This window comes from Streptomyces sp. SYSU D01066-1 (assembly GCF_054956795.1).
The window spans coordinates 26031-46537 of record NZ_JBUDHV010000007.1 but is presented as its reverse complement, the minus strand read 5'-3'; the positions used below and the strand labels follow the sequence as shown (position 1 = coordinate 46537).

The window sequence follows — 20507 nt, the reverse complement described above, 5'->3', positions numbered from 1 at the left end:
GGCGCGCGGGATCATCGCCGTCGGGGGCGCTAATTGGTCCCGATCCGGGCGAGCAGCTCCACGATCCGAGCCTGCACCTCGGGGCTGGTGGACCGCTCCGCCAGGAACAGCACCGTCTCGCCCGAGGCCAGCCGCGGCAGGTCGGCCTGGTCGACGGCGGCGGTGTAGACGACGAGCGGGGTGCGGTTGAGCTGCCCGTTCGCCCGCAGCCAGTCGATGATCCCGGCGAACCCGGCACCCGGCTCCCGCCGCGTCCGCATCAGGTCCATCACGACCAGGTTCGGCCGGAACTGTCCCGCCAGCGTCACCGCGTCCGCGTCGCTCGCCGCCCGCGCCACCTGCATCCCGCGCCGCTCCAGCGTCGCCGTCAGCGCCAGCGCGATCTCCGCGTGCTCCTCGATCAGCAGCACCCGCGGCGGATGCTGCTCACTGTCCCGGGGGGCCAGCGCCTTGAGGAGTACGGCGGGGTCGGCCCCGTAGGCGGCGTCCCGCGACGCCTGTCCCAGTCCGGCCGTGACCATCACCGGCACCTCGGCCGCGACGGCCGCCTGCCGCAGCGACTGCAGGGCGGTCCGGGTGATCGGCCCGGTCAGCGGGTCCACGAACAGGGCCGCGGGGAAGGCGGCGATCTGCGCGTCGACCTCCTCGCGCGAGTGCACGATGACCGGCCGGTAGCCCCGGTCGCTCAGCGCCTGCTGCGTACTGACGTCCGGCGCGGGCCACACCAGCAGCCGACGCGGGTTGTCCAGCGGCTCCGGCGGCAGCTCGTCGTCCATCGGCTGTGGACGCGGCGGGTCCGCCACCTCCACGGCGCCACCTGGCCCGTCCAGCGGTTCGGGCCCCTCGGCGGCGTTCTTGTCCGGTGCTCCTATGGCGTACGACCGTCCGGTGCCCTCGGTCGGCTGCCCGATCCTGGGCGGCTGCTGCCCGGCCTGCGGATGCGGCCGGGCGGCCCCCGCCGCCTGCGTCCCCTGCTCCGGACGGGTGGCGGCCGGATCGGGCGGCGTACCGAGCTTGCGGCGGCGGCCGGAACCGCTCGGGTGGTGCGGGGCGGGCGTGGCCGTCGGCTGCTGCGCCTGGGCCGCCTGCCGGTTGAACGGCACCCCCTGCCCCAGCGTCCGCACGCTGATCGCCCGGCCCTGCGTCGAGTCCGGATCGACCGGGACGGCGGCCTCGGCGGGCAGCGGCTGCGCCGCCCGGGGGGCGTTCTCCGGCGGCAGCGGGGTGCCCCGCCCGGAGGTGGCGGAGGACTCGGCGGCGTTCGGGGCGGGTGCCCGGGGCGGTACGGGGAGACCGGCGCCGGACGTGTCGCCGGCGGCGGGCCACGGCTGCGGCCGGCCGGCACCGTCCTGCTGCGGGACCTGCGGCCGGGCGTGCGCCTGCGCCGGTACGTGCGCCTGCGCCTGAGCGGGCGCGGGGGACGGTGCGGACGCCCGGGACTGGTGGCGCGGCTGGGGCAGAGGCTGACCGGCCCCGGGCTGCGCCCCGGCCACGTCCACCCCGGCCTCCGCCGTGTCCGACGGCTCCGCCGGCGTGCCGACCGCCCGGCGACGACGGCCCGTCGGCGCGCTGGTGGGGTGCGGCTGCGGCGGGGTGTGGTCCTCGCCCTGGTCCCGCGGAACGGCGTCGTGCCGCCCACCGTCCGCCGGTACGTCAGCGGGGCCGGGAGGAGGAGCGACGGGGGCGTGGACATGGGCGGGAGCGGGTACGGGTACGGCGGTCTGGCCCGGGGCCGGTACGGGGGCCGCCTGGCCCGGAGGCGGTACGGGGGCCGGGGCCGGAACCTGACCTGGCATCTGCCCGGGCACCTGGACCGGGATCTGGCCGCCCGCGGCCGTGACGGGCGGCTGGGCCGGAGCCGGAGCCGGTGGCTGTCCTGGAGCGGGCACCGGGGACTGGCCCGCAGCCGGTACGGGGTTCTGGGCCGGGACCGTCGTCTGCCCGGGCACCTGGACCTGTACCGGGACCTGACCGGCACCCGGCACCGGCACCTGACCCGCGGCCGGCACCGGCACCTGGCCCGCGGCCGGCACCGGCACCTGGCCCGCGGCCGGCACCGGCACTTGACCCGGCACTTGACCCGTGGCCGGTACCGGCACCTGACCGGCACCCGGCACCGACACCTGGCCCGCGACCGGCGCCGATGCTTGACCCGGCACCGGCACTGGTCCCGGCACCTGACCCGCACCCGCGCCCGGCGCCGAAGCCTGCCCGGTCCCGTCAGCCCCCTGGACCCCCTGGGCCCCCTGGACCCCATGAACTCCCGGCGCCCCCGCAACCCCCGCCGCCCCGGAGGCCGTGGCCTGTTCGCCCCCCGGCGCCGCCGGGCGGTCGGCCTCGGCCGGCGGCAGGGCGAAGACCTGCCGGGGACCCGCCTCCTGCGCGACGGCGCGCTCGGCCGCCGAGGCCAGGGCCCGGCGCCGCCGTCCGGTCGGCTGGTCCGCCTCGGCCCGCGGGGCTGCCTCGCCGCCCTGCGCGGGAAGCGCCGGCGGCAGCGCGTGCTGTTCACCGTCGGCGCCCAGGGCACGCCGGCCGGACCCCTCGGGGCCGGGAACCCCCTGCGCCGGCGCGGGAACCCCGTGCGGCGGAACCGTCCCGCCCAGGTTGTTGCCCGTGGCCGCGGTCCCGGCGGCGTGCTCGGCCGCGGTGACGACGGCGCCCTCGGAGATCCCGGGGAGCCCGGCGGCCGCCTCCAGGGCGGCCGGGCCGCCGCCCGCGTCCTCGGCGGGCCGCCCGCGCCGCCGCCCGGTGCCACCGGAGCCCTCGGCCTGCGCCGGGGCCGGGAGCGGCACGGATGCCCGCGCCGGTTCCGCCCCGGGCTCCGGAGCCGCGCGGCGCCTGCGCCGGCCGGTCGGCGTACCGGCTTCCGTCCCGCCGCTGTCGGCGGGGTCCCCGGCCTCGCTCTCCAGGAAGGCGTCGACCGAGGCCCGCCGGGCCCGCCGCCGCCCGCCGCCACCACCGGCTCCGGCTCCCTGCTCGCCGGGCGCGGTCCCCTCCGGCCCGGGGACCGGACCGTCCTGCACCGGCTCCCGCGCCGCCTCCGGTACTGCCCGCGACGCTGCTTCCGGAGCGGGTTGTGGCCCGGACTCCGGCACCGCGACGACCCCGCCGGGAGCCGGGGCGGCGGCCGGGACGGCCCCCGCCCCGGCGCCGATCGGCACTTCGAGGACGTACGCGCTGCCGCTCATCCCCGGCACCTCGTGCGTCTGGAGCACGCCGCCGTGCGCCCGCACGATCCCGCGGACGATCGGCTCGTGCACCGGGTCCCCGCCGGCGTACGGCCCGCGCACCTCGATGCGGACGACCTCGCCGCGCTGGGCGGCGGCCACCACGACCGTGTTGTCCATGTAACCGCCCGCCGAGACGGGCGCGTTGCCGGTCGCGTCGACCCCGGCCACGTCGGCGACGAGGTGGGCGAGCGCGGTGGCCAGCAGCCGGGCGTCGACCTCGGCCTCGATGGGCGGCGCGTGCACGGCGAACTGCACCCGCCCCGGCCCGACCAGCTCCACGGCCCCGTCGACCCCGGCCGCGACGACCGCGTCGAGCATGACCTTCGTACGGGTCACCCCGCCCGCGCCGCCCTCGGCGTCGAGCCGCTGGTACCCCAGCACGTTGTCGATGAGGGTGGTGATCCGGGAGTAGCCCGCCGCGAGGTGGTGCAGCACCTGGTTGGCCTCGGGCCACAGCTGACCGGCGTCGTCGGAGGCGAGGGCGCCCAGCTCCCGCCGCAGCTCCTCCAGCGGGCCGCGCAGCGACGTGCCGAGCAGCGTCAGCAGCTGTTCGTGCCGGGCGGAGAGGGCCTCGTAGCGGTCCTTCTCGCGTTCGCCGAGGGCGGCGTACCGCTCCTCGTTCGCGGCCAGCTCCTCCTCGTGCTTCTCGGTCAGCTCCTCCAGCTCGGCCACGTGCCGCTGGCGCAGCGCGGTCAGCTCGGAGGCGTGCTCCGCGGTGAGCCGCTCCAGCTCCTCGGCGTGACGCCGGTCCGCCTCCTCCTTCTCCTTCACCAGCGCGTCGAGGGGCCGGCGGTCGGTGAAGGTCATCACGGCGCCGACGAGCTGGTCGCCGTCGCGGACGGGGGCGGTGGTCAGGTCGACCGGCAGCGGGTCGCCGCTCTTGGTGAACACCACCTGCCCGCGCACCCGGTGCTTGCGCCCCGAGCGCAGGGTGTCGGCGAGCGGCGACTCGGCGTACGGGAAGGGGGAGCCGTCGGGGCGGGAGTGCAGGACGAGGGTGTGCAGCTCGCGTCCGCCGAGGTCGCTGGCGCGGTAGCCGAGGGTCTGGGCGGCGGCCGGGTTGACGAGGACGATCCGCCCGTCGGTGTCCGTGCCGACGACGCCCTCGGACGCGGCCCGCAGGATCATCTCGGTCTGCCGCTGCGAACGGGCCAGCTCGGCCTCGGTGTCGACGGTGCCGGACAGGTCGCGGACGACGAGCATCAGCAGTTCGTCGCCGGGATAGCCGTAGGCGTCGTAGGCCTGCTGGCCGGAGTCGAGGTTGGCGCTGGCGACCTCGACGGGGAACTCGGAGCCGTCCGTCCGCCGCGCCACCATGCGGGTCGGCTTGGTGCGCGCCCGGGGGTCGACGTGGTCGGGGCGCCGCATGGAGCCGGGGATGAGCTTGGAGTCGAATTCCGGGAGCAGGTCCAGCAGCCCGCGTCCGACCAGCGCGGTGCCGGGCGCCTCGAAGGCCTCCAGCGCGATGGTGTTCGCGTTGACGACGGTTCCGTTGGCGTTGACCAGGACCAACGCGTCCGGCAGCGCGTCCAGTATGGCTGCGAGGCGAGCAGCGCCCCGGGATGGCCTGCCGCTCACGAGACGCCTTCCTCCCTGTTACCGCACCTTGCCGACCGTTCGGGCCATCTTGCCAACCGGCCCGCGACGTGTCACCCGAGGGAGTCTAAGGGCTGGGGTCGTGCGTGCGGCGCCGGATGGCGGGGACGTCGCACGGGGAAGTGACGTGGAACGCGTGTCCGTACGCCCTGACGTCGCGGGACCTTTGCGAGACCTTCGCGGAACCGTTCCGTTCCCTGTCCCCGGCCTGTCCCGGCGCTCCGGGGCGTGTCCGGAGCGCCTTCGGCGGGCGGCGTCAGGAGGCGGCCGGCCCCAGGTCGGGCAGGAGCGGGACCAGCCGGTTCCAGCGGGCGATCCGGCAGCCGTCGCGCCGGTCGTAGGTGGCGTCGACGCGGTGTCCGGCCCAGGTGCCGGTGACGTGGGCGGTGGCCGGGCCGCCGTACTGCATGGTGCAGACGCCGCCCTCGGGGGCCGGGGCGAAGGCGTCCTGGCCGGCCCGGGTGCTCCGGTCCACGGCGGCGCAGGCGCCGGCCGGGTCGGGGTGGCTGCCGCGGCTCGGCCGGCAGTACAGCTCGTACGTACCGTCCTTGCCCTCGCCCGCGCCCCGGACGGTGACGGTCAGGTGATGGGCGCGGTCCTCGTCCCGGACCGGCGGCGGGACGAAGCGGTCGGCGGGGGTGGCGGGGAGGGCGGGGGAGGCGGAGGTGGCGCCGGCGGCCGGGGCGGCCGGGGCGGTGGCCGCGGTGGTGGGCGCGGCGGACACGGACACGAGGGCGGCGGCGCAGAGAGCGGCGGCGCCCAGGAAGCGGGTGACCTGGTACATGGCCTGTCCAACGCGTCAACCCGCCGGATGTTGCGCTCGCCCTGCCGACGGCAAGGGCTTTGCCCTGCGGGCCACCCGCCTAGTACCGTGGGAGCCGATTGGTGACACCGCGCTCGGCTGTGTCATCATCGGCAAGCACCACTCGCGTTCACGCGAGAGGGTGTGATGTCTGGAGGCGTCGCCTAGTCCGGTCTATGGCGCCGCACTGCTAATGCGGTTTGGGCCTTAAAGCCCATCGAGGGTTCAAATCCCTCCGCCTCCGCACAGGAACACGAAGCCCCGGCCCCGCGGCCGGGGCTTCGTCGTATGCCCCCCCCGAAGGGAGCATCGAGGGTGCGGAGGGGTGTTTGTGCAGGTCACAAGGGGTGGGGGGAATGGATTTCACATGACGGCGGCAGTCATGTAATGTTCTTCCTGTCGCCGCGAGCGGGCCGGAAGGACGAAAGCGGAGACGACAACAGAACAGCAGTGAGACAAGCACTCGTAGCTTAACGGATAGAGCATCTGACTACGGATCAGAAGGTTGCAGGTTCGAATCCTGCCGAGTGCACAGCAGATCAGGGGCCCCGCGGATCAGTCCGCGGGGCCCCTGGCGTGCGTTCCACGGAAGGGAATCCGGGCATGGCCGTCATTCACCGCACCGTCCTCAAGCCGACCAAGCTGGAACTGCTCGGTTCCTGGCTGCCTTCCCGCCCCTGGTACCGCGGTGGCGCGGGCGGACCGGGGCTGGCCAAGGCCGGCGGTTTCCGGCTGGACGACCCGGAGGGCGCGGTCGGGATCGAGTTCATGGTGGTCACCGGGGCCTCCGGGGCCGGCCCGGTCACCTACCTGGTGCCGCTCACCTATCGCGGCGCCCCGCTCGACGGGGCGGAACACGCCCTCGTCGGCACGGCGGAGCACGGGGTGCTGGGGCGCCGCTGGGTCTACGACGGCTGCCACGATCCGGTGCTGGCGGCTCAGTTGACGGCGCTGATCGAGGGCCGGGTCCGGGCCCAGGACCAGAACGTCAGCGACACCCCCGACCCGGAGGTCATCCGCTCCTACGCGGGCGCGGGCCCCGTTCCCGCGGACTTCACCGCCGTCGTCGACGACCAGGAGGGCACCGAGCTGTCCGGACCGTCCGGCACGACCCTGCGCCTCCACCGGGTGCCGCGCCCCGTCCAGGACGACGCGGCCCTCCGCCCCGCGGACGCGGCCGGTCATGTCGCCGGCTCCTGGCGACTGCCGGACGGCACGCGAGCGCGGGGGCTGTTCGCGGTCCTGCGCACCGGCCCGCGCGGCTAGATCCGCCCCTGGACCATCCCCGGAGCCGGAGCCGGAGCCGGAGCCGGAGCCGGAGTCCGGGGCCGGCGGCGTTGTCAGTGGTGCCCCCTACTCTCGTCAGAGATGGCACGGATGTGGCGGTGCACGGGGCTGCGGTGGTCGGCGCGGGGGCCCGTGCTGGGCTGGGACGGCGGGCGGCGCACCGCGCTGACCTGGGGGAAACGGGTGGCCTTCAGGGTCGCGGAAGGGGAAGGGGGCGGGCGGACGTGTGGCGGGGCGCGGGGGAACGCCTGCCCGCTGGGGGCGGCCGTGCCGGGGCGGAGCACGGGAGGCCGGTGCGGGGAGTGCGCGCGGCTGGACCGGGCGCACTCCGTGGCCGCCGACACGGTCGCGGACGACCCGCGTCCGTACCGGGTGTACCTGGCGTGGTTCGGGCCGGGGCTCGTCAAGGTGGGGATCACCGCGCTGGAGCGCGGACCGGCCCGGCTGCTGGAGCAGGGGGCGGTCTGCTTCAGCTGGCTGGGCAGCGGTCCGCTGATGGCCGCCCGGCGCAGCGAGGAGCTGCTGCGGGCGGCCCTGCGGGTGCCCGACCGGATTCCGTACGCCCACAAGCGCGCCGTGCGGATGACGCTGCCGGGGACGGAGGCGGAGCGCGCGGCGGAGATCGAGGAGCTGCACGGGCGGGCGCTGGGGCTGGGCGGGTGGCCCGAGTCGCTGACGCCGGAGCCGTTCCGGGCTGTGGATCATGTCCGGGTGTTCGGGCTGGCGGAGGCGTCCGGGGAGGCGGCCGCGGTGAACACGTCCGGTGTGGCGGTCGGTGCGGTGGCTGGGGCAGGGACGGTCGGTGCGACGGCCGGGGCGGGGGCGTCCGGTGCGGGGGCCGGGGCAGGGGCGGTCGGTGCGGGAGGGGGCGGCGCCGGGGTCCTGGGGGAGGTGACCGAGCTGGTCGGGGGAGGGGTGGTCAGCGGTGAGCTGGTGGCGGCCGCCGGGCCGGATCTGCATCTGGCGACGGAGCGCGGGACCGTCGTACTGGACACCCGGCTGATGACCGGCTGGGGGCTGGAGCCGGCCGCCGGCGACGAGCGGTTCGACGTGCCGGTGCGGGCGCTGCGGGCGCTGCCGTCCTCGCGGGCGGTGGCGGGCGGGGCGCGGCAGGACGGGCTGTTCTGACCCGTCTGACCCGGGTGCCGGGAGCGGCCGGGGCTTCCTGAGAGGTACCTGTGTTTCTCAGGGAAATCACAGGTTGGGGAAAGCGTGTTCTCAGAGGGCCCCGACATGGTGTGAAGCATGACCACGACCTCGCCCCAGGGGCGCACCGAACTGCTGAGGCCGGACGGGAGCCCCGTCCGAGTGCTTGTGGTGGACGACGAGCTGTCGATCACCGAACTGTTGTCCATGGCCCTGCGTTACGAGGGCTGGCAGATCCGCAGCGCGGGAGACGGACAGGGCGCGATCCAGATCGCGCGCGAGTTCCGCCCCGACGCTGTGGTGCTGGACATGATGCTGCCGGACATGGACGGGCTGAGCGTGCTCGGCCGGCTGCGGCGCGAGCTGCCCGACGTGCCGGTGCTGTTCCTGACCGCCAAGGACGCGGTCGAGGACCGTATCGCCGGACTGACGGCCGGCGGGGACGATTACGTCACCAAGCCGTTCAGCCTGGAGGAGGTCGTGGCGCGGCTGCGCGGGCTGATCCGGCGCTCCGGCGCGGCCGACCGCCGGTCGGACTCCGTGCTCGTGGTCGGTGACCTCACCCTGGACGAGGACAGCCACGAGGTGACGCGGGGCGGGGACAGCATCCACCTCACCGCCACCGAGTTCGAGCTGCTGCGCTTCCTCATGCGCAACCCGCGGCGCGTGCTCAGCAAGGCGCAGATCCTGGACCGGGTGTGGTCCTACGACTTCGGCGGCCAGGCCAACGTCGTCGAGCTGTACATCTCCTACCTGCGGCGCAAGATCGACGCCGGCCGCGAGCCGATGATCCACACGCGGCGCGGCGCCGGTTACCTGATCAAGCCCGCGGCGTCATGACGGGCCGGCGACCGCGCCGGCGCCCGCGTCGCCCGCGTCCGCGCACCCTGCGGACGCGGCTCGTCGTCGCGTCGGTGGTGCTGATCGCGGTCGTGTGCGCGGTGATCGGCAGTGTGACCACGCTGGCGCTGCGGTCGCACCTGTACGAGCAGCTGGACGGACAGCTCAGTGAGGTCGCCATGCGCGCCTCCGGCGACTTCACGCCGCCGGGCGCCGGGAAGGACGGGGGCAAGGGCGGCGGCGTCGGCGTCCAGAAGCCCGAGGAGCAGTCCGACGTCACCGTGTTCGTCTCCGAAGGCCCGCAGCCCTCCGGCACCATCGCGGGCGAGGTCGTCGACGGCGAGATCACGGAGGCCGCGTACGGCAAGAAGTCCGACGAGGACCTGTCGCTGAACGGCACGTCGCTGGAGAGCGCGCAGATCGCCGCGCTCGCCTCGGTCGCCCAGGACGGCAACAAGCACACCGTGGAGATCCCCGGCCTCGGTGAGTACCGGGTCACCTACAAGTCGGGTCCCGACGGCGCGTACTACGTCGGCATCCCGACCGCCGACGTCGACAACACCATCAACACGCTGATCATCGTCGAGGTGAGCGTCACCGCGGCCGGTCTGATCGCCGCGTCGCTCGCCGGTCTGATCATCGTCGGTGTCGCCACCCGCCCCCTGCGCAAGGTCGCCGCCACCGCCAAGCGCGTCTCCGAACTCCCCCTGCACACCGGCGAGGTCAACCTCAACGAACGGGTCCCGGAGTCCGAGTGCGACCCGCACAGCGAGGTCGGCCGGGTCGGTGCCGCGCTCAACCGGATGCTCGACCACGTGCACGGCGCGCTGCACGCCCGCCAGGAGAGCGAGACGCGGGTGCGGCAGTTCGTCGCGGACGCCAGCCATGAGCTGCGCACCCCGCTCGCCTCCATCCGCGGGTACGCCGAACTCACCCGCCGGGGACGCGAACAGGTCGGCCCCGACACCCGGCACGCGCTCGGCCGGATCGAGTCCGAGGCCGGACGGATGACCCTGCTCGTCGAGGACCTCCTGCTGCTGGCCCGGCTGGACGCCGGACGGCCCCTGCAGTTCGAGCAGACCGACCTCGCCCCCCTCGTCGTGGACACCGTCAGCGACGCCCGCGCGGCCGGCATGGACCACAACTGGCGCCTCGAACTGCCCGACGAACCGGCCCTGGTCTCGGCGGACGCCGCCCGGCTCCAGCAGGTGCTGGTCAACCTGCTCGGCAACGCCCGCAACCACACCCCGCCCGGTACGACGGTCACCGCCCGGGTGCGCCGGCAGGGGCCCTGGCTGTGCCTGGACGTCGAGGACAACGGGCAGGGCATCCCGCCCGAGCTGCTGCCGCACGTCTTCGAGCGGTTCGCGCGCGGCGACTCCGCCCGCTCCCGGTCGACCGGTTCGACGGGTCTGGGCCTGGCCATCGTGCAGGCCGTGTCGACCGCGCACGGCGGCGCGGTGACCGTGGACAGCGTGCCCGGGCGGACGGTGTTCACCGTCTATCTGCCCGCGCTTCCCGCCCCCGACACCGCCCTGGACGCCGGACCCGACCCCCGGACAAACTGGGCATCGTACTCACAGGTGTGACACAGCGCCAGCACACCGGTGCGACAGGGCGGTTGAGAAGAGTCGGTTCCATGCGAACCGACTCTTCTCCGGGCACCCTGCCGGCGCGGGAGCACCTCCCGGCCGTGGGGGCCGGTACGCCTGTCCTGGACGTAGTGATTCCCGTCTACAACGAGGAGAAGGACCTCCAGCCGTGCGTGCGCAGGCTGCACGAGCACCTGGCGCGCACCTTCCCGTACGCCTTCCGCATCACGATCGCCGACAACGCGTCCACGGACACCACCCCGCGGGTGGCCGCGGGGCTGGCGGCGGAGCTGGCCGAGGTGCGGTCGTTCCGGCTGGAGCAGAAGGGCCGCGGCCGGGCCCTGCGGACCGTCTGGTCGGCGTCCGACGCCCCGGTCCTCGCCTACATGGACGTCGACCTGTCCACCGACCTCAACGCGCTGCTGCCGCTGGTCGCCCCGCTGATCTCCGGCCACTCGGACCTGGCGATCGGCTCCCGGCTGGCCCGTTCCTCCCGGGTGGTGCGCGGCGCCAAGCGGGAGTTCATCTCCCGCTCCTACAACCTCATCCTGCGCGGTTCGCTCCAGGCCCGCTTCTCCGACGCCCAGTGCGGGTTCAAGGCCATCCGCCGGGATGTCGCCCAGGTGCTGCTGCCGCTGGTGGAGGACACCGGCTGGTTCTTCGACACCGAGATGCTGGTGCTCGCCGAGCGGGCGGGGCTGCGCATCCACGAGGTCCCCGTCGACTGGGTCGACGACCCCGACTCCACCGTGCACATCGTCAAGACGGCGACCGACGACCTCAAGGGCGTCTGGCGGGTCGGCAAGGCGCTGGCCACCGGTTCGCTGCCGCTGGACCGGCTGGCCCGGCCGTTCGGGGACGACCCGCGTGACCGGGACATCGAGGACGTGCCCCGCGGGCTGACCCGGCAGCTCGTGGGGTTCTGCGTCGTCGGCGCCCTGTCCACCCTCTTCTACCTGCTGCTCTACAGCGGCTTCCGGACCTTCTGCGGCTCGCAGATCGCCAACGCCCTCGCCCTGCTGGTCTCGGCGGTCGCCAACACCGCCGCCAACCGCAGGCTCACCTTCGGGGTGCGCGGCCGCAGCGGTGCCGTCCGGCACCAGGCGCAGGGGCTGGTCGTCTTCGGCATCGGCCTGGTCCTCACCAGCGGTTCGCTCGCCGCGCTGAACGCGGCCACGGACGGCGCGGCGCACTCCACCGAGCTGGCGGTGCTCATCGCCGCCAACCTCGCGGCCACGGTGCTGCGGTTCCTGCTCTTCCGGGCGTGGGTCTTCCCGGACCGCCGTGAGGACCCGGTGCCGCCGGCCGGAGCGGCCGTCCGCCCGCCGGTCGCCGACGGCACCGGCCGGTACGGCGCCAATCCGTACGGGCCCAATCCGTACGGGCCCAACGCGTACGGTGCCGACCCGTACGGTCCCCACCCGTACGGTTCCAACGCGTACGGTCCCCACACGTACGGCCACCCTCCGCTCCCGCACCGGCCCACGGCCCCGGCCCCGGTCCCGGCGGCATCGCACGCGACGACGCAGCACCTCACCACGCAGCACCTCACCACGCAGCACCCCACGGCACAGTTCCAGGCCCACCAGGACGCGACGACGCGAATCGAGCCGGTGAGCCCGGCCGACACCGACCCGAGGGACCCGCGATGACCACGCACCACGACGCGACGGCCGGACAGGGCGGCGCCGGCCCCGCCACCTGGGACCCGCCCCCGACCGCGCCCCCCGAGCCGGCGCCGAAGCGTCCCTCGGTCCGCGGGCTGTGGCGCGGCCGGCCCGAGGACCCGCGCTGGGCACGCCCGGCCTTCCTCGGTCTGCTGCTGGTCACCGCGGTGCTCTACCTCTGGAACCTGAGCGCCTCCGGCTACGCCAACTCCTTCTACTCGGCGGCCGTGCAGGCGGGCAGCCAGTCCTGGAAGGCCTTCTTCTTCGGCTCGCTGGACGCCGCGAACGCCATCACCGTCGACAAGCCCTCGGCGTTCATGTGGCCGATGGAGCTGTCGGTCCGGATCTTCGGGCTCAACTCGTGGGCGATCCTGACCCCGCAGGTGCTCATGGGCGTCGGCACGGTCGCCGTCGTGTACGCGGGCGTACGGCGCCGGTCCGGTCCCGCCGCCGGTCTGATCGCGGGGGCCGTGCTCGCGCTCACCCCGGTCGCGGCGCTGATGTTCCGCTTCAACAACCCCGACGCGATGCTGGCGCTGCTGATGGCGCTCACCGTGTACTTCGTCACCCGCGCCCTGGAGGACGGCCGTACCAAGTGGCTGCTGTGGGCCGGGGCGGCGGTCGGTCTCGCGTTCCTCGCCAAGACGCTGCAGGCGTTCCTGATCCTGCCGCCGCTGGCCGTGGTGTACGCGGTCTGCGCGCCGGTGAGGGTGGGCAGGCGGTTCGCCCAACTGGGCCTCGCCGCCGTCGCGATGGCCGTCACCGGCGGCTGGTGGGTCGCGATCGTCGAGCTGTGGCCGGCGTCCTCGCGGCCGTACATCGGCGGCTCGCAGGACAACAGCTTCCTGGAGCTGACCTTCGGCTACAACGGTCTGGGCCGCCTCAACGGCGAGGAGACCGGCAGCGTCGGCGGCGGAGGCGGCGGCGCGGGCGGCACCGGGCAGTGGGGCGAGACCGGCTGGGACCGGATGTTCAACTCCGAGATCGGCGGCCAGATCTCCTGGCTGCTCCCGGCGGCCCTGATCCTGCTGGTCGCGGGCCTGGTCCTCACCCGCAGGGCCCCCCGCGCCGACGCGGCCCGCGGCGCACTGCTGGCCTGGGGCGGCTCGCTGGTGACGACCATGGCCGTCTTCAGCTACATGGCCGGCATCTTCCACCAGTACTACACGATCGCCCTCGCCCCCTACCTGGCCGCCGTGGTCGGCATCGGCGCCGCGGCCCTGTGGGAGAGGCGGCGCGAGCCGTGGGCGTCGATCGTCCTCGCCGGAGCCGTCACGGCGACCGCGGCCTGGGGATACGTGCTCCTCAACCGCACGCCCGACTACCTCCCGTGGCTGAAGTGGCTGGTGCTGGTCGGCGGCCTGGCCGCCGCGCTCGGTCTGGTCTTCGCCGGCCGGCTCCCCCGGCGGCTCGCGCTCGCCGCGGCGGCGCTGGGGCTGGCGGCCTCGCTGGCCGGTCCCACGGCGTACACGCTCAGCACCCTCGCCGAGGGCCACACCGGCTCGATCGTCACGGCCGGTCCGTCCGGCGCGAGCATGATGGGCGGCGGCGGCCCGGGCGGCGGCATGCCGGGCGGCGGTGGTACGCCGGGTGGCGGCGGCATGCCGGGCGGCGGCACGCCCGGTCAGGGACAAGGGCCGGGCGGGCGGAACGGCACCGGCGGCTTCCCCGGCGGCGGCACCCCCGGCCAGGGCCAGAACGGCGGCCAACTGCCCCAGGGCGGCGGCATGCCCGGCGGCGGCACGCCCGGCGAGTCCGGCGGCCCCGGCGGCTCGGGCGGCGGCATGGGCGGCCTGCTCAACGGCGCCGACGTCGACTCCGAGGCCAAGGAACTGCTGGAGGCCGACGCCGACGACTACACCTGGGTCGCGGCCGCGGTCGGCGCCCAGAACGCCGCCGGCTACCAGCTCGCCACCGGTTCCCCGGTGATGGCCGTCGGCGGCTTCAACGGCACCGACCCCTCACCGACCCTGGCCCAGTTCAAGGAGTACGTGGCGGAAGGAAAGATCCACTACTTCGTCTCCAGCGGCACCGCAGGCGGCATGGGCGGCGGCGCCGGCGGCTCCGACAGCGGTACGTCGGCGCAGATCTCCTCCTGGGTCGAGGAGAACTTCGAGCAGGTGACGGCCGGTTCGGCCACCTTCTACGACCTCACCCGGCCGGCCGGCGGAAGCTGACGGCGCCCGCGCCCCGGCGCGGCGGACCGGAGCAGGGCCTCAGCCCTCCTCCACCAGCCGCGCCGGGAAGCCGCCCGTGGCCACCGGCCCCCACCTCTCCGGCGTGACCCGGATGATCGACTTGCCTTGCTTGAGCATGGCCGCCCGGTACTCGTCCCAGTCGGGGTGCTCGCCGGCGATGTTGCGGTAGTACTCGACGAGCGGCTCCACGGAGTCCGGACTGTCGATGACCTCAGCGGTGCCGTCGACCTGCACCCAGGGGCCGTTCCAGTCGTCGCTGAGCACGACCAGGCTGACCCGGGGGTCGCGCCGGGCGTTGCGGGTCTTGGCCCGTTCCGGGTACGTGGAGACCACGATCCGGCCCGAGTCGTCGACCCCGCAGGTCAGCGGCGAGGCCTGGGGACCGCCGTCGGCCCGCCGGGTCAGCAGCAGCGCCCGGTGGCGGGGACGGACGAAGTCGAGCAACTCGTCCAGGGAGACGCGGGTGTTCGTCGCGATGTTCGGTGCCATGCCCGCAAGCCTAGGCCGCCGCCCCGCGCTGACTCCCCAGCGCCTCGGCGAGGCTGTCGTGGACCGGGATGTCCCGGCGCAGCCCGGAGAGCTCCAGGACCCGGCTGGGCACCCCGTACGGGTCGGCGACCAGCCGCAGCCGGACCCCGTCGGGCAGCCGGTGGCGCACCTCGTCGAGGAGGCGGACGCCCTGGGAGTCCATGAAGACGGTCCCGGTGAGGTCCAGGACGAGCAGCCGCAGCGGTTCGTCCCGGGCGCCGGCCGCTTCGAGGACGAGGGGGAGCAGCCCCGGCGCGTTGCAGAAGTCGATCTCGGGGGGCAGCGCGAGCACGGCGCAGCCCGGCGGCTCGTACGGCGCACCGGGTGGGGGGAGGAAAGACACGTCACTCACCTGACAGACGTCCGTCCGGCTTCCGAAAGAGGTGGCCGCTTCCTGACCCGGCACCCATTTCACCATGCCGGGGCCAGGGTGCGGAAGGTGGCCGGGCGGACCGTCAGGCGGGCGTCACCGGCGCGCAACCGAGCAGCTAGAGTGCTGTACGTCCTGTGCTCGCAGTCGGGAATGTGCTGCGGAGCTCTCCTGCGCACGGCCGTACGGCCGTGCATGCCGAAGAGGTTCGTGGTGACTGCGCCCGATTTTACCGATATGCCGCGTTTTCCGGCTGCTGGTTTCGAGCTGGCCGAGGTCCTGACCGCGGCGGCTCGGGAACTGCACGCGACGGTCACTCCCCACGGCACCCTGCGCACCGCGGTCAAACTGGCGGTGACCCTGGTGCCCGGAGCCGAGCAGGCGGGCATCTCGGTGGTCGAGCGCGGCAACCAGCGCCGCGTGCTCGCCTGGACCGACGAGGCCGTACGCACCGCGGAGTCCCGCCCCTGCGGCCGGGAACCGCATCCGCTCCTGGACCGCCTGTGGACGGCGCCCGTGGCCCGGCTGGCGGACAGCCTGGCGGAGGCCCCCGACACCGCCCTGTCCGACGCCGGGCTGCGCTCCGCGCTGTCGCTGCGGCTCCGCGCCGACCGGCGCAGTCTCACCGTGCTGACGGCGTACGCCAGCCGCCCCCGCGCCTTCGACGACGACGCCACCCGCGTCGGCCGCCTGTTCACCGCGCACGTCAGCCTGGCCCTGGACTCGGCGACCGAACGCGAGCAGCTCACCGAGGCGATGCGCACCCGCGACCTGATCGGCCAGGCCACCGGCATCCTGATGGAACGCATGGAGACCGACGCCGCCGGTGCCTTCGAGAGCCTGGTCAAGGCGTCCCAGCGGGAGAACGTGAAGCTGCGCGACCTCGCCCGCCGCATCGTCGACGCGCCCGACGTGCCCGGAGCCCGGGGCGCCGGCGAGCGCTGAGGCCCACCCGGGCCCGGACGGGAGGCGGCGGGCGGACCGGGCGGCGAGCGGGCCGGACGGCGGGCGGGGCGCCGGCGGACGGGGGGCGAGGCGTCAACGGACGGGGACGGGATATCCGTACGGTCATGACCGCCGAGACGCCCGACACGCTGGACCACGCTTTGGTGCGCAGCCAGGGCCTCGACACCCTGCTGCGCGATCTGACCGACCGGGCGGTGCGCGAGGTGCCCGGCGCCGACGCGTGCAGCATCACCGTGCGCCGCGCCGACCGGCTGCTGACGCTGGCCGGCAGCCGGGGCCTGCCGTCCGGCCTGGACCTGAGGCAGTACGAGAACGGCTCCGGTCCCTGTGTGGACGCCGCGGCGACGGGGAGCCCGCGCTACGTCCCCGACCTGGCCACCGAGACCCGCTGGCCGACCTACACCGCGTACGCGCTCGCCACCGGGGTGCGCTGCGTCCTGGCGCTGCCGCTCCTCCTGGAGGGCGAGACGGGTGCCGCCCTCAACCTCTACGGACTGCGGCCGGGCTCGCTGGCCCAGGGACGGGAGACGGCCCGCGCCTTCGCGGAGCGGACCGCCGGTGCCGTCGACGCGGCGCTGCGCATAGAGCGGCAGCGTTCCTCGGCCGCAGACGTGCGCACCGCCCTGCTCTCCCGCAGCGTCATCGACCAGGCGATCGGCATCCTGATGTCCCGGGAGCGGGTCGACGCCCGGGCCGCGCTGGAGCGGCTGCGCCGCGCCTCCCAGAACCGCAACGTCAAGCTCCGGGACCTGTGCCAGGACCTGGTGGACCGGGTCGGCGGCGCCTCCCGCTCAGACGGCCGGCAGTGAGTCGCCCTGGACCGCCTGGATGTCCAGCTCCACCCGGAGCGTGGTGCCGATGGCGGCGATGCCGGCCTGGAGGACCTGGTTGTAGTTCATGGCGAAGTCCTCGCGCCGCAGCTCCGTGGTGGCCTTGAACGCCGCCCGGGTGCCGCCCCACGGGTCGGCGCCGGTGCCCAGGTAGGACAGGTCCAGGTCGACCGGGCGGACCACGCCGTGCAGGCCCAGCTCGCCGTGGACGGTCCAGCGGTCCCGCCCGGCCTCGGTGACGCCGGTGGAGCGGTAGGTGATCTCCGGGAACCGTTCGGCGTCCAGGAAGTCCGCCGACTTCAGGTGGGTGTCCCGCAGGCCGTTGCCGGTGTCGATGGACGCGGCGCGGATGACCGCCTCCACCCGCGACTTGGTGACGTCGTCCGGGGCGATCTCCACCAGCCCGCCGAACTCCGTGAACCGGCCGTGCACGCTGGAGATGCCCAGGTGCTGGGCGACCGCGGCGACACTGGAGTGCACCGGGTCGATGGTCCACGGTCCCGGCGGCGGCAGCTCGGTGCCGCCCTGCCGGGCCAGCGTCACCGTGCCGACCTCGGCCCGGCCGCTCGCGGTCACGATCGCGCTGGAGGCGGCCGGCGCGTAGCCGACGGCGGTGACGATCACGGTGTACGCCCCCGGCCGCAGCTCGGTGGTGTCGCGTACGGCCCCCTCGGCGTCCGCCTCGGCGCGCAGCACCTGCGCACCGGTCATGTCGGTCACCGTGACGACCGCGTGCGACACGGCCCATCCGTCCCGCGTTCGGATCTTCGCGGTCAGTCCCATCCCGTTTTCTCCCTGCAAAGGCGTAGAAAATGCTGGTAAGCGGTCAAAAAAGAACCGGCCCGTGGCGGTGAGCGCGCCTCCGCTCAGAGCGCGCACACCACCACGGGCCGGGGTCTCGCTACTCGCCGGGGTGGGCGAGTTCGATGTCGTGGCCGTCCGCGCCCTGGCCGCTGACGGTCAGGGAGGTGGCCACCGGCGGGTAACCCGTCGCGATGACGGTGTACTCGCCGCTGTCCAGGTCGGTGAAGGCGTACGCCCCGTCCGGCCCGGTGGTGGCGGTGCCGACCACGTTGCCGGCCGCGTCGACCAGCGTGACGCGGGCGTCGGCCAGCGGGCCGTGCGGCGCCTTGACGGTGCCCTGCACGCGGGCGCCGGCCTCCAGGTCGACCTCGACCCGGGTGGCCCCGGTGCCGCCGACCTCGACGGGCAGCGCGCGCGGCCGGAACCCGGCGGCGTTGACCGCCACGGTCACCGTGCCCGGCACCAGCTCGGCGAGGGCGAAGTCGCCGCCCTCACCGGTGGCCGCGGTGGCCAGCAGGTCGCCGCGGACGTCGGTCACGATGACCATCGCGTCCTTGACGGGCTCGCCGTTCGCCGCGGCCCGCACCAGACCGGTCAGGCCGCTGGTGCCGCTGAGCAGCACGTCGTGGGCGACCGGCTCGTCGTTGACCACGATCGTGGACGCCTGCGGCTGGTAGCCGTCGGCGGAGGCGATCAGGACGTAGGACCCGGCACCCGGCGCGTCCACCGCGTAGGAGCCGTCGGCCTGCGCGACCGAGCGGCCGAGCTGCCGTCCGCCGAGCGAGATCAGCGTGACCGCGGCCTGCGCCACGGGCGTGTTCTCGGCGCCGCGGACGAAGCCGCGGACCGGGACGCCACCGGAGGCGGGGGCCGGGGAGCCACCGGAGGCGGTGGCCGCCGTGGCGACCGCGGCGAGCCGCTGGGTCCGTGCCGCACCGGGCTCGGAGACCGAGGCGGCGGCCACACCGGCCGGGACCGGTTCGGCGGCCGGGGCGGCGGCCTGGGCGGGGGCCGAAGCCGCCGGGGCGGCGGTCTGGCCGTTCGCCTCGGCGGCCTGGGCCAGGGCGCCGGAGGTGCGCAGCGGGACCTCCTTGATGAACAGCGTCACGAGGAAGGCGAGGAAGGCGATCGGCGCGACGATCAGGAAGATGTCGGCGATGCCGTGCCCGTAGGCGCTCTCCAGCCACTCGCGGATGCCCGGGGGCAGCAGGTCCATGTCCGGGATCGAGCTGCCGCCGGCCGCCTTCGCGGCCGCCGCCTGCTCCTGCGGGCTGAGCTGCCCGATGGTGTCGGAGGCGTAGTGGCTGATCCGGGTGGACATGACCGAGCCGAGCACGGAGACGCCGACCGCGCCGCCCAGGGACCGGAAGAAGGTCACGGTGGAGGACGCGGCGCCCAGGTCGCCGGGGGCCACCTGGTTCTGGGTGCAGAGCACGAGGTTCTGCATCATCATGCCGACGCCGAGGCCCATCAGCGCCATGAAGATCGCGATGTGCCAGTACGGGGTGTCGTACCGCATGCCGCCCAGCAGGCCGAGGCCGGCCGTCAGCAGCACGCCGCCGGCCAGCAGCCAGCCCTTCCACTTGCCGGTCTTGGTGATGATCTGACCGGAGACCGTGGAGGAGACGAACAGACCGCCGATCATCGGGATGGTCATGACGCCCGACATGGTCGGGGACTTGTCCCGGGCCAGCTGGAAGTACTGGCTGAAGTAGACGGTGCCCGCGAACATCGCGATGCCGACGAACAGCGAGGCGATCGACGCCAGCGTGATGGTGCGGTTCCTGAACAGGCGCAGCGGGATGATCGGCTCGCTGGCCTTGGTCTCGACCAGGCAGAAGACCAGCGCCAGCACGATCGAGCCGCCGACCATGACACCGGTCTGCCACGACATCCAGTCGTACTTGTCGTCGGCGAAGGTGACCCAGATGAGCAGCAGGCAGACGGCGGCGGTGATGAAGAAGGCACCGGCCCAGTCGACCTTGACCTTGCGCTTGACGACCGGCAGCTTCAGCGTCTTCTGCAGGACGAACAGCGCGATGAGCGCGAAGGGCACACCGACGTAGAGGCAGTAGCGCCAGCCGAGCCAGCTGGTGTCGGTGATGACACCGCCGAGCAGCGGACCGCCGACGGTGGCGACGGCGAAGGTCGCGCCCAGGTAGCCGGAGTAACGGCCGCGCTCGCGGGGGGAGATCATCGCGGCCATGATGATCTGGGCCAGGGCGGACAGACCGCCGGCGCCCAGGCCCTGGATGACACGCGCGCTGATCAGCATCGCCGGGTTCTGCGAGAGACCGGCGACGACCGATCCGGCGGCGTAGACGAGCAGGGCTATCTGGACCAGGGCCTTCTTGCTGACCAGGTCCGCGAGCTTGCCCCACAGGGGGGTGGAGGCGGTCATCGCCAGCAGCGAGGCGGTGACGACCCAGGTGTAGGCGCTCTGGCCGCCGCCCAGGTCCCCGATGATCTCGGGCAGGGCGTTGGTGACGATGGTCGAGGACAGGATGGCGGCGAACATGCCGAGCAGCAGCCCGGACAGCGCCTCCATGATCTGCCGGTGCGACATAGGAGCGCCTTCGGCGGAGCCTCCCCCGTGCTTGGCATGAGCCCGCACACCGGCTGGTGTGGTCGTTGCCATGGACTTCCTTTGC

At 74.4% G+C, this 20507-nt stretch carries 14 protein-coding genes and 2 tRNA genes; 10 read left to right on the top strand and 6 right to left on the bottom strand.

The window, feature by feature from the left end; all coding sequences use genetic code 11:
• Window positions 1-29: 29 nt before the first annotated feature.
• Together ACY1JF_RS09315 and ACY1JF_RS09310 are read right to left on the bottom strand one after the other, a co-directional pair.
• The gene (locus ACY1JF_RS09315; protein ID WP_462704529.1) at window positions 30-4808 is read right to left on the bottom strand and encodes a PAS domain-containing protein; all 4779 of its coding nucleotides are present in this window, start codon (window positions 4806-4808) and stop codon (window positions 30-32) included.
• 274 nt (window positions 4809-5082) lie between these two features.
• On the bottom strand, window positions 5083-5610 hold the full coding sequence (locus tag ACY1JF_RS09310) for an SSI family serine proteinase inhibitor (protein WP_462704528.1): 528 nt from the start codon (window positions 5608-5610) through the stop codon (window positions 5083-5085).
• Window positions 5611-5781: 171 nt separating this feature from the next.
• Between ACY1JF_RS09310 and ACY1JF_RS09305 the strand changes: the two genes are divergently transcribed.
• From ACY1JF_RS09305 to ACY1JF_RS09270, 8 genes are all read left to right on the top strand, one after another.
• Window positions 5782-5872 (top strand) — tRNA-Ser (locus tag ACY1JF_RS09305).
• A 215-nt stretch (window positions 5873-6087) separates the two neighbouring features.
• Window positions 6088-6160 (top strand) — tRNA-Arg (locus tag ACY1JF_RS09300).
• 71 nt (window positions 6161-6231) lie between these two features.
• Window positions 6232-6894 carry a maltokinase N-terminal cap-like domain-containing protein gene (locus ACY1JF_RS09295; protein ID WP_462704527.1) on the top strand — a complete coding sequence of 221 codons (663 nt, stop codon included), beginning with the start codon at window positions 6232-6234 and terminating at the stop codon, window positions 6892-6894.
• A gap of 102 nt (window positions 6895-6996) precedes the next feature.
• Window positions 6997-8043, top strand: coding sequence for a DUF2797 domain-containing protein (locus ACY1JF_RS09290; protein WP_462704526.1), 1047 nt, complete (start codon window positions 6997-6999; stop codon window positions 8041-8043).
• Between the two features lie 117 nt (window positions 8044-8160).
• Window positions 8161-8901, top strand: coding sequence for a response regulator transcription factor (locus ACY1JF_RS09285; protein ID WP_462704525.1), 741 nt, complete (start codon window positions 8161-8163; stop codon window positions 8899-8901).
• Window positions 8898-10490, top strand: a complete 1593-nt coding sequence (locus ACY1JF_RS09280; protein WP_462704524.1) for a sensor histidine kinase — start codon at window positions 8898-8900, stop codon at window positions 10488-10490. The genes ACY1JF_RS09285 and ACY1JF_RS09280 overlap by 4 nt, the downstream gene beginning before the upstream one ends.
• A gap of 50 nt (window positions 10491-10540) precedes the next feature.
• Window positions 10541-12145, top strand: coding sequence for a bifunctional glycosyltransferase family 2/GtrA family protein (locus ACY1JF_RS09275; protein WP_462704523.1), 1605 nt, complete (start codon window positions 10541-10543; stop codon window positions 12143-12145).
• The gene (locus tag ACY1JF_RS09270; protein WP_462704522.1) at window positions 12142-14337 is read left to right on the top strand and encodes an ArnT family glycosyltransferase; all 2196 of its coding nucleotides are present in this window, start codon (window positions 12142-12144) and stop codon (window positions 14335-14337) included. Before ACY1JF_RS09275 ends, ACY1JF_RS09270 begins: the two co-directional genes overlap by 4 nt.
• A gap of 39 nt (window positions 14338-14376) precedes the next feature.
• Here ACY1JF_RS09270 and ACY1JF_RS09265 read toward each other — a convergent pair whose 3' ends face one another.
• Both ACY1JF_RS09265 and ACY1JF_RS09260 read right to left on the bottom strand, forming a co-directional pair.
• Complete coding sequence (locus ACY1JF_RS09265) at window positions 14377-14847, bottom strand: PPOX class F420-dependent oxidoreductase (protein ID WP_462704521.1); 471 nt, start codon at window positions 14845-14847, stop codon at window positions 14377-14379.
• 10 nt (window positions 14848-14857) lie between these two features.
• Window positions 14858-15229, bottom strand: coding sequence for an STAS domain-containing protein (locus ACY1JF_RS09260; RefSeq protein WP_462704520.1), 372 nt, complete (start codon window positions 15227-15229; stop codon window positions 14858-14860).
• 264 nt (window positions 15230-15493) lie between these two features.
• Here ACY1JF_RS09260 and ACY1JF_RS09255 point away from each other — a divergent pair, with 264 nt between their 5' ends.
• Together ACY1JF_RS09255 and ACY1JF_RS09250 are read left to right on the top strand one after the other, a co-directional pair.
• Window positions 15494-16201 carry a GAF and ANTAR domain-containing protein gene (locus ACY1JF_RS09255; protein WP_462704519.1) on the top strand — a complete coding sequence of 236 codons (708 nt, stop codon included), beginning with the start codon at window positions 15494-15496 and terminating at the stop codon, window positions 16199-16201.
• 125 nt (window positions 16202-16326) lie between these two features.
• Window positions 16327-17031, top strand: coding sequence for a GAF and ANTAR domain-containing protein (locus ACY1JF_RS09250; RefSeq protein ID WP_462704518.1), 705 nt, complete (start codon window positions 16327-16329; stop codon window positions 17029-17031).
• On the opposite strand, the gene ACY1JF_RS09245 is transcribed toward ACY1JF_RS09250, so the two are convergent.
• Both ACY1JF_RS09245 and ACY1JF_RS09240 read right to left on the bottom strand, forming a co-directional pair.
• Window positions 17014-17835, bottom strand: coding sequence for a YceI family protein (locus ACY1JF_RS09245; protein WP_462704517.1), 822 nt, complete (start codon window positions 17833-17835; stop codon window positions 17014-17016). The two genes, ACY1JF_RS09250 and ACY1JF_RS09245, sit on opposite strands and share 18 nt — an antisense overlap.
• 118 nt (window positions 17836-17953) lie before the next feature.
• Window positions 17954-20422: an MFS transporter gene (locus tag ACY1JF_RS09240; protein ID WP_462704516.1), complete on the bottom strand. Its 2469-nt coding sequence runs from the start codon at window positions 20420-20422 to the stop codon at window positions 17954-17956.
• Window positions 20423-20507: the final 85 nt, after the last annotated feature.

What these genes read in the sequence shown, in the direction of transcription:
- ACY1JF_RS09310 (WP_462704528.1), bottom strand. Translation starts at nt 5,610, where the DNA reads ATGTACCAGGTCACCCGCTTCCTGGGCGCCGCCGCTCTCTGCGCCGCC.
- ACY1JF_RS09295 (WP_462704527.1), top strand. Translation starts at nt 6,232, where the DNA reads ATGGCCGTCATTCACCGCACCGTCCTCAAGCCGACCAAGCTGGAACTG.
- ACY1JF_RS09290 (WP_462704526.1), top strand. Translation starts at nt 6,997, where the DNA reads ATGGCACGGATGTGGCGGTGCACGGGGCTGCGGTGGTCGGCGCGGGGG.
- ACY1JF_RS09285 (WP_462704525.1), top strand. Translation starts at nt 8,161, where the DNA reads ATGACCACGACCTCGCCCCAGGGGCGCACCGAACTGCTGAGGCCGGAC.
- ACY1JF_RS09280 (WP_462704524.1), top strand. Translation starts at nt 8,898, where the DNA reads ATGACGGGCCGGCGACCGCGCCGGCGCCCGCGTCGCCCGCGTCCGCGC.
- ACY1JF_RS09275 (WP_462704523.1), top strand. Translation starts at nt 10,541, where the DNA reads ATGCGAACCGACTCTTCTCCGGGCACCCTGCCGGCGCGGGAGCACCTC.
- ACY1JF_RS09270 (WP_462704522.1), top strand. Translation starts at nt 12,142, where the DNA reads ATGACCACGCACCACGACGCGACGGCCGGACAGGGCGGCGCCGGCCCC.
- ACY1JF_RS09265 (WP_462704521.1), bottom strand. Translation starts at nt 14,847, where the DNA reads ATGGCACCGAACATCGCGACGAACACCCGCGTCTCCCTGGACGAGTTG.
- ACY1JF_RS09255 (WP_462704519.1), top strand. Translation starts at nt 15,494, where the DNA reads ATGCCGCGTTTTCCGGCTGCTGGTTTCGAGCTGGCCGAGGTCCTGACC.
- ACY1JF_RS09250 (WP_462704518.1), top strand. Translation starts at nt 16,327, where the DNA reads ATGACCGCCGAGACGCCCGACACGCTGGACCACGCTTTGGTGCGCAGC.
- ACY1JF_RS09245 (WP_462704517.1), bottom strand. Translation starts at nt 17,835, where the DNA reads ATGGGACTGACCGCGAAGATCCGAACGCGGGACGGATGGGCCGTGTCG.
- ACY1JF_RS09240 (WP_462704516.1), bottom strand. Translation starts at nt 20,422, where the DNA reads ATGTCGCACCGGCAGATCATGGAGGCGCTGTCCGGGCTGCTGCTCGGC.